Below are 16,390 nucleotides of genomic sequence, written 5' to 3'. Positions count from 1 at the left end.
ATGAAAAAGTTTGTATATGCCGTTTTAATTACATTTTATCTAGTAACCTCACTATATCCGCAAGGGCGAGGTATACGCGGTTTTGTGTATGACTCAACTTCAAAGTCACCTTTAGCATACGCCCATGTAACTCTAACACCAATTCCGCTTAATGATTTTCCATTTTATACAACAACCAACGATAAAGGATATTTTGAATTCAGAAGAATTAATCCCGGCAAATATATTTTAGAAATCACCTTCCTTGGTTTCGAAAAATATGTTGATACAATTCAGGTTAATTGGGGCGGAAAAAATTTAGATACGATTTATTTAAAGCAATCATTCGTTAGCCTGAAAGAAATTGTTGTCAGTGAACGGGTTCCTCAAGTTGAACAGAAAGGAGATACACTAGTTTTTAACGCATCAGCTTTTAAAACTGCTCCTAATTCTACACTTGAAGATCTTGTATTAAAATTTCCCGGTGTAGAAAAAGATGAAAATGTAATCAAAGTTCAAGGCGAAGAAGTCAAACGGGTACTTGTTGATGGTAGAAGATTTTTTGGTGATGACCCAAACATCGCTCTCAAAAATTTACCAGCAGAGATTGTCGATCAGGTTCAGTTATTTGATAAAAAAAGCGAGCAAGCTGAATTGACTGGTTTTCAAGACGATCAAACAGAGAAAGCTTTTAATGTAATTACACGAGTGGATAAACGAAAAGGATATTTTGGAAGATTATTCGGCGGATATGGGACTAATGATAGATTTAATTCAGGTGTAAATCTGAATTCATTTAACAACGAAGAAAAGATTTCATTTCTTGGAATGGCAAACAATATAAACTTAAGCAGTTTTTCTGTTTTTGATTTAACTTCATCAGAACAATTTAGTGGCCCGCAAAGAGGAAGAGGTTTTCGAGGTCGTGGAGGACAGCAATCAAATCCACTCTTAAATATGCCAATAAATACTGGATCCGGTAATAACGATATTTATGCTGCAGGAATTAATTATTCAAATGTTTTTCAAAATAAACTTGAACTTTCTGGAAGTTATTTCTTTAATCAAGTTAAGAACCTGAATAATTCCCGGACATTAAGGCAATATACAAGTGATCTTTCAGGGCTTGATAATATGAGTGAAATTATTTCTTCAACGGGCAATAATTATGATCATAGATTTAGTCTGTTTATTGATTACCGGCTTGATACATTAAATATTATAAGGCTTCGTCCGGATTTACAAATTACGACCAACTCTGTTAAAACATCATCGTTCTCGGAAAATTATTTGATTAATAATGTATTCTTAAATTCAAATTCATACGAAAGAGCGAATGATATCAAAAACTTTAATTTATCCAATGATTTAACTTACAGCCACAGATTTGCACTTCAAGGAAGAACGATTTCTTTTGGATTAAGTACTTCTATTATCCAACAAAATTCTGATTATGATTTATTCTCTATCACCGAAAAGCTTGACAGTTTGATCCTGACATCTGACTCACTTAACCAAATTTCAAATTACATTAACAAAAGATTCAATGGATCTGTAAATATATCTTATACAGAACCAGTTGGAACGAATAGTTATATAAGAATTCGATTTAATCCATTTTATTTTAATGAACAAAGATCAAGGGACAACTATGAAATTTCTGATTTTGCAAACAAGACTTTAGAATATGATAGTTTAATCTCTAATTCATTTCAAAATCAAAATCTTTCCTGGAGAGGATCTTTTTCATATAGATACTTTGACGAAAATTTAAGATTAGAATTTGATCTAATGTTTCAACACCACATAAGGAAGGGAATTCAAAAATTCCCCGTAAGTTTTGAAAGCATTAATAGATTTAATGCAATTTTACCTTCCTTTGAAATCAATTACAGATTTTCAGATGAAAAACAATTGAGGGTTGATTTTTCTACACGAGCTCAAATACCTTCAATTTCACAACTTCAGAACACAATTGATTTTTCAAATCCACAATTTCTAAAAACCGGAAATCCAAATCTAAATAAAGTTCTAGTTAACGAACTCAGAGCAAGGTATTTTATAACCGATCCACAAAAAGGATCATTTAATGCTTACACAATAAATCTTAATTATTCGATTGATAATATTGGCAATAATGTGATCGTAATAACTCGAGATACAATTTTGCAGGGTAATGTTTTAGTTAATCGTGGAACGCAGTTTAGTTATCCTGTAAATGTTGGGAATGCTTTTTCAATAAATACAGGTTTTCTTTACAGTTTTAAGATTGAAACGCTTTCGTCGAACTTTGCAATCTCAACAGATTTGACTTATTCACGAACACCAAACTTAATCAATGGAAAAGAAAACATTACTCAGCAATTTTTTGCTGCTGAGAACATTTCGTTAAGCAGTAATCAAAGTAAGTTCGATTACAGAGTTAATTACTCACCTGGATTTACGTATTCCTATAATTCATTAAATAAAAATATTTCGAAATATCTGACACACAGAATTGGACTTAATTTCAGAGGTAATCTCTACGATGAATTATTCCTCTCAACTCAACTAAACTATTTCTACAATCCACGAGCTGCAAGCAGCGATCAGAAGTCGAGTATTTTCTGGAATATTGGAACTGGTTATAGATTCTTAAGTGATAGAAGAGCCGAAATAAAACTCGAAGTTATTGATGTCTTAAATCAAAGGAAGCAATTAATTCGAATGATTCGTGAAGATTACTTTGAAGATCGATACACGCAGTTGTTAGAGAGATTTTTTATCCTGACTTTTACTTATAATTTGAGGGCCTTTAGATAAGAAATTTTAAATCATCGAATTAAACATTCGGAAAAAAATAAGTCAGTCTTTTAATAATTCAGACTGACTTATGAAAACAGATTTTTTAATTTTTTATAAATCGTGTTTTATATCTTCTTAAAGACGTAATTCGATTTTAACTCATTCTTAACTAAACCTTTGGCAATCTTTCGAGATAGGAACTATTGCTTAAAACTGAGAACGATTCACACTGCCTTAGTTCATCAAGTGATTTACAATTCATATAACTCATACAGCTCCTCAATCCATCCATAATCGAATCGATAACATTCTTGACTGTTCCTTTGTATGGAACCATAGTTTCTTCACCCTCAACAAAAACATTTTTCATTTTCACACCGAAACTTGCACTTCCACGATATTTTTTCCAGAGCATTCCATTGTATTTAATTACTTCGCCTGGTGTTTCTTTCGTTCCTGCAAGCATTCTTCCCAGCATCACTGCATCTGCACCAAGTGCAATAGCTTTTGCAATATCTCCTGCGTGTTTAATTCCTCCATCCGCGATAATTTCAATTTTTAATTTCTTCTCTTTCTTTGTCATAACAGTATCAAGTATAGCAGAAACCTGTCCAATTCCAATTCCGGTTTGAATTGAAGTCGTGCAAACACTTCCACCACCAATGCCAACACGAACTGCATCAGCACCAGCATTTTCGAGTGTTTCGAGAGTTGCACCTGTCGCCGTATTTCCTATGATGATTTTAAGATTATATTTTTTCTTAATTTCCTCAGTCTTTTTAAGTACAAAAACATTATTCGCATTTGCAGTATCAATACAAATAATAAAATTTTTCTCAGCAAGTTTTTCTATCACATCTTCAGGAGTATCAAGTCCAATGGAAACTGCTTTTAATCCTTCGAGTTCATTTCCATTATTTAATACTTTTTCCAATGATGAATCAAAACGGTTTAAGATTCCGAGTGCGCCAAGATTGTTGAGCTCACGGCACATTTCAAGTCCAGTAACAGTATCCATAGGACTTGAAATAATTGGAATAGTCAAATCAAGTCCTAGAAAATCATCTCGCAATTCGATTAAACTTCGAGAGCGAATTTCGGAAATTGATGTGGGGACAAGAGAAATATCATCGTAGGTTAATGAATAAAAGAACTCGTTTAATTCAGCTTTTGAATAAATTTTCATAAACTCATTGCTCCGTTAATTTTTCAATTTATTCTTCGTAATGAAGATTTCTAACCATTTTCTTTGAATCCCAGGGTGCAGGCTCACCACCTAAATATTTATGAAACCATTCGAGATGAGCATTATAATACAAAGGCATAGAGCGAACAGAGTTAGGCCAATGTCCATCATTCTTAAATATGATTAGTCGTGATGGAATTCCCCTCTTTTGTAAATCTGTAAAATACATCAAACTCTGATTATAAGAGACACGATAATCTTTTTCACCTGTTATGATCAAGGTTGGAGTTTTAAAGTTTTCAACATAGTTGGAAGGAGAAAACTTTTCATAAATATCTTTGGATTCCCACGGAGCACCACCTAAATCCCATTCGGGGAACCAGAGTTCTTCAGTTGTGCTGTACATTGATCTTAGATCGTAGACTCCCATCATCGAAACAAGGCACTTGAAACGATCAGTTTTTGCTTGAAACCAATTCATCATATAACCGCCATAAGACCAGCCCATTGCACCAATTCGATCTTTATCAACGAAAGGGAATTTTTCAACTTCATCAACAACTGCCATTAAATCTTCGAATACTTTTCCACCCCAATCTTTTGAAATTTCTTCTGTGAATTTCTGTCCATAGCCTGTTGAACCTCTTGGATTTGGAAATACAACAATGTAACCTTTACCAGGATACACCTGCCAATCACCGCGAAATGCATCCATCCATTGAGATTGCGGTCCGCCGTGAACATTAAGAATTACAGGATATTTTTTATTTGGATCGAAATTATGCGGCTTGACCATGAAATAATGAATCTTTGTCCCATCTTTTGAAGTCGCCCAGTAACTTTCGGCAGGACGAATATCGACTTCATCTTCAATTTGTTTGTTATCAAAAGTGAGACGAGTTAATTTTTTATTTGAAACATCATATTCATATAGTGCCGATGGTTCACCAGTCGAACGGCGAATTAAATAAATTTTCTTTTGATCTTTTGAAACAACAAAAGCATCAATGGCATTTGCTTCTAAAACCTTTGAGATTTTTTTTGTTGCAATATCAATCTTATAAATGGGAGTTCCGCCTTTTTCCTCAGCAGTAAAATAAATAGTTTTTGAATCTGAACTCCATTCAAATTCATTAATCCAGTTATCAAATGTCCCTGAGATTATTTCAGAAGTTTTTGTTGATCGGTTGTAAAGAGATAATTGAAAGAGGTCAGACTCATACCCTGGTTTGGATTGTCTTCTGTAAGCGATGTATTTTCCATCGGGTGAATATTTTGGTGAACCATCCCAGGCTAAATTATTTTGAGTGATGTTAACAGTCTCGCCAGTCTCAAGATTGACAATCCATAAATCTGAATTTGTCGTAGTTGCTTGTGAAACAGTTGTCGATTTATCTCGATTTGAGGCAAAGCATAATTCTTTACCATCTGGAGAAAAATCATAATTAATTGGACCACCAAGAGAGAAGATTGGGCTTTCGAAATCACCGGGAGTTACATCTTTCACTTTATTAGTTTGTAAATCAAGAATAAAAATATGGGATCTTCTGCCATCTGAATATTCATCCCAATGACGGAATAAGAGTTCATCAGCAAGATGTGCTTGAATTGGTCCATTTTCCATTTTGTCGTTGATTCTTTTATTGCATTCATCATTATCTCCACATTCTGGAAAAACCTTTGTGGTAAAAGCTATGTATCTTCCATCAGTTGAAACAACAAGATCACTTATACCTGTCGAGATATTTGTTAGCTTAACAGGTTCACCGCCATCAAGTGGAAGTTTGAAAATTTGTGTTTCTTTTGTTCGGGTTGAAATAAAAAACAAATTTTTCCCATCAGCAGAAAATCTCGGTTGAAAATCTGCACCTTCAAAGTATGTTAATTGTTTTGATTGTTTAGTCTTCACATCAAAGAGATAAACATCAGAATTTGATTTTCCTTCTTTTAGCTTATATGAAGTCAAAGAATATGCAATGTAGTTTTGATCTGGAGATAGTTGAGGGTCAGCGATAGATTTAAGCCTGTAAAGGTCTTCAATTTCAAAAGCTCGTTTTTGAGCAAATGAGAATGAAACTGTAAGTATTAAGAAGAAAGAAATCAGTCTCTTCATTTTGTTCCTCATTATTTTTTTAATCAAACATTGTTAAATTAAGAAAATTTTAGTTCTGTTTTGAAACATAGATAATAATGAATTAGAGGTTCTAAATGAAAAATTATATAATAGTTGGAATTGGTTCCGCAATTGGTGGGATGGTAAGATTTTTTCTCTCGAATTTTGTTTACAAATTTTTAAGCCCCGTATTCCCCTATGGAACTTTGGTTGTTAACGCCTTAGGAAGTTTTTTAATAGGCATATTTCTTTTTTATCTTGATGCAAATGAATTAATAAGTTCAGAAATGAGAATATTTCTTACCGTTGGCTTCTGTGGCGGATTAACTACATTTTCAACTTTCAGTTATGAAACATTCAGCTTAATTCAAAACTCAGAATATCTTTTTACAATTCTTAATATTGTTTTAAACCTTCTTTTTTCATTCACAGGTATTCTGCTTGCATTTATAATATCTCATAAAATTTTAAGAGGTTTTTAAATGGAAATCAAAAGCGACGCAAAACTTTTAAGAATATTTGTCGGTGACTCTGACAAAATTTCAGGAATCCCAGTTTACGAACAAATTGTTTTAAAGGCTAAAAAAGTTGGACTGGCTGGAGCGACGGTCTTTAAAGGTTTTATGGGATTTGGCCAAACAAGCAGACTTCATACAGCAAAGATTCTCAGATTATCCGAAGACCTTCCAATGGTAATTGAAATTGTTGATGAGAAGGAAAAAATTGATCAATTTCTTCCAATTCTTGACGAAATCTTTGAAAAAGCTGAATGTGGTGGTCTCGTAACAATTGAAAAAGCTGAAGTGATAAAATACACAGCGCGAAAAGATTAGTTAGAGATTAAATCTCATTTAATTTTCAAATTCATTCAGCCAAAATTTTTTCAAGGAAGTAAGGTAATTGATTATTCCACCAGGGCCAATCATGATTCACATCATAACCCCAGATGTCAATCCATGCGGGTATCTTTTTCACTTCAAGAATTCTTTTAAGAGCTAAAGTATCTTGCAGCATTTCTTCTTCCCAAGCGCCTTGACCGCAGCAAATTACGATTTTACTCTGTTTGTAAAGTTCAAGAATCCAAGGATCATTAAGATTTGGTAAAAAGTGCAATGGCGAATTGAAATAAACATAATTGTCATAATAATCACCGATAAACATTCGCAAATGGTAAATTCCACTTAGAGCGATAACTCCATCAAACAAATAAGGATGTTTGAAAAAGAAATTAGCCGCGTGATATGCACCCATACTCGCACCAGTCGAAATGCATTTTATTGTTTGATCTTTGCAGTGATTTCGTATAAAGGAACCAACCTCATTTACAATGTATTTATTATACTGCTCATATCTATATCCTCTTTGTGATGGGTGAATATTTTGATTTGTCCACGATTCCCAATCAATTCCGTCAACGGTAAAAACTTTAATCTTTCCACTTTCGATTAAATGTGCAATTGAGTCTATCATTCCAAAATTTTCCGCATCATAAAATCTTCCATCCTGACAGGGAAAAATGACCAATGGTTTACCAAAGTGACCATAAACTTTTAATTCCATTTCCTTTTCTAAATTTGGACTGTACCATTTGTGATATTCAACATTCATTTTTAATCCCACATTTTGTGAATGAATTCAATTGCTTCTTCAATTTGAGAAAAATCTTTTGATCGAACTATATAACAATAATTTCCAAGAGCATCGCTTAAAACCGGGCTTATTGGAGAGTACATCACTAAAATCTCATTAAACTTTTTTAAAATTTCTTCGTGAGTGTGGACATAATTTTTATTGAATTTTCTTCCGATGTAACAAACATGATATTTTCTTTCATATTCTGCTGTTAATTTGTTTGTAACTACAATACTTGCATATTCACGATAGACATCAAAATCACAGGCATAATTAAACATATCCAATGTAAATCCACCGGGCGGACGCATATTTACCTCAAGTGCATATAATTTTCCATCTCTATACCTTCGAAAAAATTCAAAGTGAAAAAATCTTTCTTTGACTTCAAAAGTTTCAACTATTCGTTTTCCAGCTTCATATAGATCCTGAGGAACATCAATCAAAGAATGATAATAAATGTGTAGATCATTATTAACAGTTTCCATAATTCCTCTTTGATACTTATGAGATGTGAAAAACACAATTTCACCATTCTGATCTGTCAACCCATCAAATGAATAAATATCTCCTTCAATAAATTCCTCAAGGATGTAATCTATTGGCGGTTTTGAATTGAAAAAAGAATTTAACTCATCATCATTTTCAATTTTATAAGTTTGTGCAGCACCAACACCTTTGTCGGGTTTTGCAACAATTGGATAACCAACTTCTTTAATAAAAATTTCAGCTTCAGTCTTTTCTTTTACAACTTTACCCTTTGCGACATTTATTCTTGCTTTCTGAAATAATTCCTTCATTCGAGATTTATTTTTATAAAATTCAATTTGGTCCAGCTTAATTCCCGGAATATTAAAATCAGTTCTAAGCCTTGCATCTGTTTCAAGCCAATATTCATTAAAAGATTCAAGCCGATCTATCTTACCATATTTAAATGTAAAGAAAGCAACTGCCCTTAGAAGTTCATCATAGTTATGAAGATCATTTACTTTGTAATATTCATTTAAGCTATATTTTAACTCGTACCGGAGGTTTTCAAAATTCTCATCAGCGATTCCAAAAACATTTACTCCAAATTCCCTTAATCTTGGAATGAAATTATAGTAGTTGACTGGGAAATGCGGTGATAAAAATATGTAATTCATTATTCCTCCACTAAAACTTTTGTAACTCTAATAAGAAATTAAAATGGGTTTGATTAAAGATGCAAAATTTGAATCAAATTACATAAGAAATTCTCATAGCTCTTATTTAATATAAACAAGTTTAATAGCTTGAGAAAAATCTTTTGTCTCAAATCTTACAAAATATACACCGGATGCGAGATTATACTTTGAAGCGTCAAATGTTAATTCGTAGAATCCAGCCATCTTCTCATCATTAATTAATTCAGATATTTGTCTTCCTAAGATATCATAAACTTTTATAGAGACTTTCTCTCTTTTCGGTAATGCAAATTTCAATTTAGTTTGTGAGTTAAAAGGATTCGGATAATTCTGATAAAGAATATATTTATCTGGAATTGTTAGATCAACAACATCTGTTGTACCTGAGTAATTTTTCTTTCCAGGTGTTAAAATATTTCTTTGACCGGGGTTTGTCGGATCGTCACCCGTAAATTCTTTTGATGGATCAACAATCCAGCCACCGCTGCCTGGTTTATCATCGCCGGGAGTTTCGTCAATTCCATTGTCGTTGTTGAAATTATTTAAAGTCGAAAATGCAAAAATTGCTCCGTCATCATCACCTATTCCCACAAATGGATTTATAAAATTTACTCCATCATTAGAAACACCAAATGATTGAGGAGTCACATCACTTCCTTCAGAAATAAAATCAACTCCAATGTCATCTGTATAATTTAAAAGTTTATTTGGGTGTAATAAGACTAATCGATCATTTGATGTTCTTACGCCAAATCCCGGATCAAAACTTCCATCTAAATTTCTATTCCCGATGTAAAAAATCATTGTGCTGTCGCTGTAATCAAGGTCATCGGTTGAAAAATAGTAATCATTTGAAGGATGTTTTTTAGTAATTAAGAGAATGTGCGTCCCTTTTGGAACTGAACTAAGCTGTGGAATATTCTTAAAGAAAATCGAGCCTTCGTTCAAATCAAGCGAATCCAGTTTTGTTTTGGTTGAATTATTAGTTAACCTCCAATTCCTTAAATCCACTCCATTGTCTTTGGTAACTAACAATTCTATCCAATCACCATAAATTGGTCTGTAATTTAACGATGGATATCTCGTTCCATTATCATTTAACCAATACTCGTTTATTATTACATCATTCGCTGCAATGTTCACTGGCGATATGTCGGGAACAAAGACTGGCTCAAAGACAAAATCCCTGTCTACTGTAGTTGTAAAAGTTTTTGTCTGCGGTAGAGTTGAATCACTCCAGTGAGAAAATCTAAAACCAATAGCTGGCTCAGCGGAGACAAATATTTTCATACCAGAGAAATATTTACCTGTAAAGGACGAAGAGTTTATTTCAAGTTCGTTGATAAACAATTTCCCCTTTGTTGGATCAATATTCACTGAAATATTATTCAATCCACCAAATCCAAACTTTTGTATTGTATATTGTCTTAAGCTATCAACACGATATTGTATAAATGTTCTAAGACTATCAATGTTTCTACTCCATGTAGTATAAGAGCTACCCCATTTTTGAATTTCGAAAGATATATCATTAATTAAATGGTTTTTTAATGAATCTACAATTGGTAAAACATTTTGAGGTTGAAATGCTGTATTTAGTAAATCTGTAAATCGTGAAATAAATTTTTCTTTAAATTTTGTATTTGAAAAGAGTCTCCTTGGAAATCTTGTACCTTCAACAAGATCAGGGAAATCATAATAAAGTAAATCCGTTCTAACTGTATCCCTTAATGCCCACTCTAAAGTATTATAAGGTCCAAAATTGTAAACAGCGAAAGTTTGGTCAGCATCCCACATTATCCAATTCCACTTGCCTCCAAGAGCATCTCTACCAAAGAATAAATTGTTATGGGGCCAATCAAAATTTCCCGCATAAACTTGAAATGCGAAATAATCAATGTAATTTTTTATATCAACTCTGTCTTCAACAAACTTAAATTGAATAGAATCGAGTTGAGGTTTGTTGTAAATAAAACTCCAGATAGAATCCCAATGAGCAGAACTTCCAAGTTTTTGTGTCCAGTTTTCTCGAAGTTCAGGATATTTTATCCCAAGATGATACTTTAAATACAACGAATCAATGTGTTCGCGGATATTGTAAATTCCAAAAGGTTGACCATTTAAATATACTCGTGCATAAAAACCCGAAGATACCAAACCCTTATACCGCATCCAGAGATTTGAAATTAATTGATCCCGTATTAGCGTCCATCTTGAAGACAATCTAACCATATCATTTGAGCCAGCTTTAATCACAACTTCATCAAAAATATCTGCATTTAAATCTTTAAATAGCTTATAGTTTAGAACCGAATTGCCGTAAATTTTTCTGAAATTTACCCGAAATGATTTTTTTTCTTTTGCTCGTGTAAAACCTCCATGAATTCTTAAACCACAATCAATTGAAAACTTATTTACACCATCTCGCTCAAAAAATTCAAGGGTAGAATATCGCTCCCAATTGTCTCCTGTTGAATCGTAATGAATATAAATTCCAGAATCGGGATTAAATAAATTTTGTGGATCTGTTACTATAGATAAAATTGGAAGATTTCCTTCAGGTGAAATAAAAAATGATCTTGTTGCAATTTTACTTTGCGGTCTTCCGGGTAAATAAGCTATAGCTCTTATGACTCTATTTGAATCTATTAAAATTGGAGATGTATAAAGATTGGAACTTGTCGTTGGATGAGATCCATCTATTGTATAAAAAATTTGGGCATTTGTCACTGGGTGAGATAAAGTTAATGTAAACGGTGAAGAATAAATTCCAGAAGAATGAGAAAATGTCGGTGTTGAAAGTGGAAGAACTGAGAGACTGTCATTTGAAATTCCCGGAGTTGGTGATACAAAAATCATCCAGTTTGTACTTCCATCCGGTTTTCTGCCAAAACTTCTATCAGCAGTTTGAGGACCAAATGTGATTGAATCAATAAAAATCTGTGTGGGTGAACTCAATCCAATAAATTCACCTGAGCCGCTTAAGGCAAAATTTGTATGAATAAAATCACCAATTATTGTATCTCTGTTCGATGCCCAAATTAAAAGATAACCTTTCGCCGGAATTTCAACATTGCCATTAAAAACCCATTTGTAAGGTTGCGCTTTGTCATCAGTTAAGCCAAACCCATTTAAATCTACTGGAAGATTGCCGGCATTATAAATTTCAATCCAATCTTCATATCTATCAAAATTATCTTTTATGGTTGAATTATTAAGAGCCATAAATTCATTAATAAACAAATTTTGAGAATAACTCATAGTTGTAAGTGCAAGAAAAAGTAAAATTACTTTCTTCACTTATACCTCCATTTATTCTTTCTTTATCACCGATTCTTCATAAGAACCAAGAATTTTTAGAAAAGAAGAAATCTCTTTTAAATTATTTAATGCATTTTTTGAAACTGTTTGATTGATTGAACCTCTAAAATCTAAGTAGAAATAATACTCAAAAGGCTTTTCTGGAATTGGTCGTGATTCGATTTTTGTAAGATCAATATCTCGAAGTGCAAACACGCTCAAAGCTCTAAACAAAGCGCCTGGAACATTTTTTAATGTGAACACAACTGAAGTCTTAGGATTTTTGCGTGGACATTTAAGTTTAGATGAAATAACTATAAATCGAGTTATGTTTCTATCATTATCTTGAATATTTCTTTTAAAGATTTTCATACCATAAATTTTAGCTGAAATTTCGGAAGATATTGCTGCCGTATCTAACAAATTGTTTTCTTTAATCAATTTTACACTTCCAGCTGTATCGTAACTCAAATCAACTTTTATGTTTTTTAATGAATTCAAAAATTTTTGACATTGCTGAAGCGCAGCTGGATGAGAAATAATTTTTTTGAATCCACCAAGACTTGCGTTTCTTAGTCCAATCAAATGTTGTCTTACAACCAAATTTATTTCCCCGATAATGTATACTGGATATTTCAATAACAAATCATAATTTGAATGTATACTCCCAATACTTGAATTTTCAATTGGAAGAATTCCATAAGAATTTTTCTTTTTTAAAACACTTTTAACAACATCTTCAAAATTCTCACAGGGTATCCCGGAAGAGTTATTACCAAAGAATTTGAATCCAGCTTCTTCTGAGAAAGCACCTCTTTCACCTTGAAAATAAAAATTTATTTTGCTCATTGCTTGATTAAGTTTTTTTTCATCATTAAATTAAATATGAAATTTAACAAATGAAATATAATTAAAATATGAACATCAACTCAACATTCAACAGAAGTTTTAGCTTTTACTTTTATTTTTACTTTGACAGCTACTCGTAGCCAGTAGTTATCAGTATTTTACACCCCTTGCTGGTAACTACTGGCAAGGGGTTTTTTAGTTTAAATAGTTCAATAAAATTCGGAGGAATAAATGATTATAATTATGGAATCGAATTCAACCCATGAACAAATCGAAAATGTTCTTGAAACTATAAAAAAACATGGGTTTAGACCTCACATATCATATGGAGAAGAGAAAACTATAATAGGCGTAATTGGAGATGAGAGGCAAATTTCCGATGCAATCTTTAAATCTCTGCCTGGCGTTGAAAATGTAATTCCAATTCTAAAACCTTATAAATTGGTAAGCCGCGAATTCAAAAAAGAATCCACAATTGTAAAAGTTGATAATGTACTAATTGGCAATGGTCATCGTGTTGTAATTGCCGGACCTTGCTCTGTTGAAAGTGAAGAACAAATCATTCAAAGTGCAACAATTGCAAAAAAATGCGGAGCTAATTTACTTCGCGGTGGTGCTTACAAACCGAGAACCAGTCCCTATTCTTTTCAAGGACTTGGGATTGAAGGATTAAAACTATTACAGAAAGCAAAAGAAGTTACCGGACTTCCAATTGTGACAGAAGTAATGGAAGTTAGTGAAGTGGAAATTGTTGCCGAGTATGCTGATGTTTTGCAAATTGGAACAAGAAATATGCAAAACTATCGTCTACTAAAAGCTGTTGGAAAAATTAATAAACCGGTTCTGCTTAAAAGAGGAATGTCTGCAACTTTGCAAGAATTTTTAATGAGTGCTGAATACATTTTATCTGAGGGAAATTATAATGTAATTTTATGCGAAAGAGGAATCAGAACATTCGTCGATTACACTCGAAATACTCTTGACTTAAACATAATACCTGCTGTCAAAAAATTATCTCACCTGCCGATTGTTGTTGATCCAAGTCATGGAACTGGGAAAAGGGATTATGTAATTCCCCTTTCACTTGCTGCAATTGCGGCCGGTGCCGATGGAATTATCGTTGAAATGCACCCAGATCCAAACAAATCAATTTCGGATGCTGACCAAACTATCTCACCTAAACAGTTTGAAGAGCTAATGAAAAAAATTAAATCGCTTGAACAACTAATGAAAGCGTGGAGTTAATTATGGCTGGAAATTCATTTGGTAACTTTTTTAGGATAATGACTTTCGGCGAAAGTCATGGTAAAATGATTGGTGTGGTAATTGATGGATTAAAACCTAATCTCGAAATTGATATCTCCGAAATTCAAAGAGAATTGGACCGAAGAAGACCAGGTCAAAGTTCTGTTACAACACAAAGAAAAGAATCAGATACAGTCCAAGTTGTTTCTGGAATCTTTGAAGGGAAAACGACCGGCACTCCAATTTGTATGATAATTAAAAACGAAGATTACAGAACTTCTGACTATGAAAATATAAAAAATATATTTAGACCTGGTCATGGTGGCTACACATTCCTTAAAAAATATGGAATCTATGATTATCGTGGTGGCGGCAGAACATCCGGTAGAGAAACAGCAGCAAGAGTTGCTGCTGGTGCAGTCGCAAAGCAATTACTCAAAAAAAGAGGTATCAAAATTTTAGCATACACAAAACAAATAGGAGATATTTCAATTCAAAGTTTCGATGAAAATGAAATTGAGAAAAATCCTGTTCGTTGTCCCGACAAAAACGCAGCATTAAAAATGATTGACTTAATTGAAAAAGTAAAAAGAGAGGGTGATTCAGTTGGCGGAGTAATAGAAATAAAAGTTCAAGGACTTCCTGCTGGATATGGTGAACCTGTTTTCGATAAACTTGAAGCTGATTTTGCAAAAGCTTTAATGTCAATTGGTGCAGTTCGTGGTTTTGAGATTGGAAGTGGATTCAAATCAGCTGAAATGAAAGGGAGTGAATGCAATGATCAGTTTAGAATAAATCAAGAAACAGGCGAAGTTGAAACAATTACAAATCACAGCGGTGGAGTGCAAGCTGGAATTTCCAACGGTGCGGAAATTATAATGAGGATAGCTGTTAAACCCACTTCATCAATTTCAAAAAAGCAGAGAAGTGTAACCTACAATGGACAGGAGGTCGAATTTCAAATTGAAGGAAGACACGATCCCTGTATCTGTCCTCGTATTGTACCAGTGGCCGAGTCAATGACTGCTCTCGTTTTGATTGACCATATTTTAATGCAAGAACAAATTCAAAATACTGAAAATAAGTTGGATGAATTGAGAAAGAGAATTGATTTGGTAGACCAGCAAATACTCCTCTTATTAAGCGCAAGAAATGATTTTGTCAAAAAAGTAGCTCAATTAAAAAAAGAAAATGGAATTCCTGTTTATGACGAGTTTAGAGAAAAGCAGCTGATCAATGACTGGATTGGTTCATCCAAAATCTTAGGACTCAGTGAAGAATTTGTAAAATCAATCTTAGAGTTAATAATCAGTGAATCCCGAAGAATTCAAAAGGAAATAATTGAATGAAAGCATCTCTTTTTGGTTTCGGTAGATTTGGAAAATTGTTCTACAAATTTTTTAAAGATGATTTCGAATTTTCCATATACGATAAAAATATTAGCGAAACTGAGCTGAGAAAATTAACTAGATTAAAAACAATTCGTCCATATAATTTAAGTGAAAGCGATATCGTATTTTTAGCTGTTCCAATTTCATCTATTCAAGAAATTTCAAAAGAAATTAAACATTCCATTAATCGAAATACTTTAATTGTTGAAATGTGCTCAGTTAAAATTTATCCACAAAAAATTTTAAGAAGATATTTTCCCCAAAATAAAATAGTTGGAATTCATCCGTTGTTTGGACCTGATTCAGTTAAAAATTCATTGAATGGTCATCAGATTATTATTGTTGATAACTCAATCAAATCTGAAAAATTGTCCTATCTAATCAATATACTCACAAACAAAGGTCTTAAATTAATTCAAATGACCTCAAACGAACATGATAAATTAATGGCTTATACTCTTTGCTTAACACAATTTATTGGAAGGGCTCTCGGAAACATAAAATTACCGGATAAATCAATCGGAACAAAGGGTTATTTCGATTTACTTGATATCGTTAAGAGGACAAACAACGATACATTTCAACTTTTCATTGATATGAATAAATTTAATCCTCACTCCGAAAAAATGAGGAAAGAAGTAATTCAAGAATTTTCTAAAATTGATAGGATAATTTCTAATCGATTCAAGAATTGATCAGGAAAATCATCTGTTAATTTGATAATATTTAAAAAAGAAAAGGCTGT

General features: G+C 32.8%; 12 protein-coding genes. 6 read left to right on the top strand and 6 right to left on the bottom strand.

Annotation, left to right across the window (positions count from 1 at the left end):
* Complete coding sequence (locus HPY57_00860) at window positions 1-2,781, top strand: TonB-dependent receptor (GenBank protein NPV10329.1); 2,781 nt, start codon at window positions 1-3, stop codon at window positions 2,779-2,781.
* A 151-nt stretch (window positions 2,782-2,932) separates the two neighbouring features.
* Here HPY57_00860 and HPY57_00855 read toward each other — a convergent pair whose 3' ends face one another.
* Together HPY57_00855 and HPY57_00850 are read right to left on the bottom strand one after the other, a co-directional pair.
* Window positions 2,933-3,949, bottom strand: coding sequence for a guanosine monophosphate reductase (locus HPY57_00855; GenBank protein NPV10328.1), 1,017 nt, complete (start codon window positions 3,947-3,949; stop codon window positions 2,933-2,935).
* 28 nt (window positions 3,950-3,977) lie between these two features.
* Window positions 3,978-6,062 (bottom strand): S9 family peptidase, encoded by a 2,085-nt coding sequence (locus tag HPY57_00850; protein ID NPV10327.1) that lies wholly within the window; start codon window positions 6,060-6,062, stop codon window positions 3,978-3,980.
* A 95-nt stretch (window positions 6,063-6,157) separates the two neighbouring features.
* Here HPY57_00850 and crcB point away from each other — a divergent pair, with 95 nt between their 5' ends.
* Both crcB and HPY57_00840 read left to right on the top strand, forming a co-directional pair.
* Window positions 6,158-6,544 (top strand): fluoride efflux transporter CrcB, encoded by a 387-nt coding sequence (gene crcB / locus HPY57_00845; protein ID NPV10326.1) that lies wholly within the window; start codon window positions 6,158-6,160, stop codon window positions 6,542-6,544.
* Entirely contained in the window at window positions 6,545-6,895 is a 351-nt protein-coding gene (locus HPY57_00840) for a DUF190 domain-containing protein (protein ID NPV10325.1), read from the top strand.
* Between the two features lie 31 nt (window positions 6,896-6,926).
* Here the strand turns inward: HPY57_00840 and HPY57_00835 are convergent, their stop codons facing one another.
* The 4 genes from HPY57_00835 to pheA all read right to left on the bottom strand — a co-directional run bounded on the left by HPY57_00835 (window position 6,927) and on the right by pheA (window position 13,000).
* Window positions 6,927-7,670, bottom strand: a complete 744-nt coding sequence (locus HPY57_00835) for an esterase family protein (protein NPV10324.1) — start codon at window positions 7,668-7,670, stop codon at window positions 6,927-6,929.
* Window positions 7,671-7,672: 2 nt separating this feature from the next.
* The gene (locus HPY57_00830) at window positions 7,673-8,839 is read right to left on the bottom strand and encodes an ATP-grasp domain-containing protein (protein NPV10323.1); all 1,167 of its coding nucleotides are present in this window, start codon (window positions 8,837-8,839) and stop codon (window positions 7,673-7,675) included.
* A gap of 102 nt (window positions 8,840-8,941) precedes the next feature.
* A complete protein-coding gene (locus HPY57_00825) occupies window positions 8,942-12,160 on the bottom strand; it encodes a T9SS type A sorting domain-containing protein (GenBank protein ID NPV10322.1) in 3,219 nt (1,072 codons plus the stop codon).
* A 12-nt stretch (window positions 12,161-12,172) separates the two neighbouring features.
* Window positions 12,173-13,000, bottom strand: a complete 828-nt coding sequence (gene pheA / locus HPY57_00820; GenBank protein ID NPV10321.1) for a prephenate dehydratase — start codon at window positions 12,998-13,000, stop codon at window positions 12,173-12,175.
* A 240-nt stretch (window positions 13,001-13,240) separates the two neighbouring features.
* Here pheA and aroF point away from each other — a divergent pair, with 240 nt between their 5' ends.
* From aroF to HPY57_00805, 3 genes are read left to right on the top strand one after another with little or no spacing between them, the layout of a single operon-like run.
* The gene (gene aroF / locus HPY57_00815; protein NPV10320.1) at window positions 13,241-14,254 is read left to right on the top strand and encodes a 3-deoxy-7-phosphoheptulonate synthase; all 1,014 of its coding nucleotides are present in this window, start codon (window positions 13,241-13,243) and stop codon (window positions 14,252-14,254) included.
* Between the two features lie 2 nt (window positions 14,255-14,256).
* On the top strand, window positions 14,257-15,603 hold the full coding sequence (gene aroC, locus HPY57_00810; protein ID NPV10319.1) for a chorismate synthase: 1,347 nt from the start codon (window positions 14,257-14,259) through the stop codon (window positions 15,601-15,603).
* Entirely contained in the window at window positions 15,600-16,340 is a 741-nt protein-coding gene (locus HPY57_00805; GenBank protein ID NPV10318.1) for a prephenate dehydrogenase/arogenate dehydrogenase family protein, read from the top strand. The genes aroC and HPY57_00805 overlap by 4 nt, the downstream gene beginning before the upstream one ends.
* Window positions 16,341-16,390: the final 50 nt, after the last annotated feature.

The sequence above is a fragment of the Ignavibacteria bacterium genome, from assembly GCA_013177855.1.
GTDB lineage: Bacteria > Bacteroidota > Ignavibacteria > Ch128b > Ch128b > Ch128b.
This window is presented reverse-complemented; position numbering and strand designations above follow the sequence as displayed.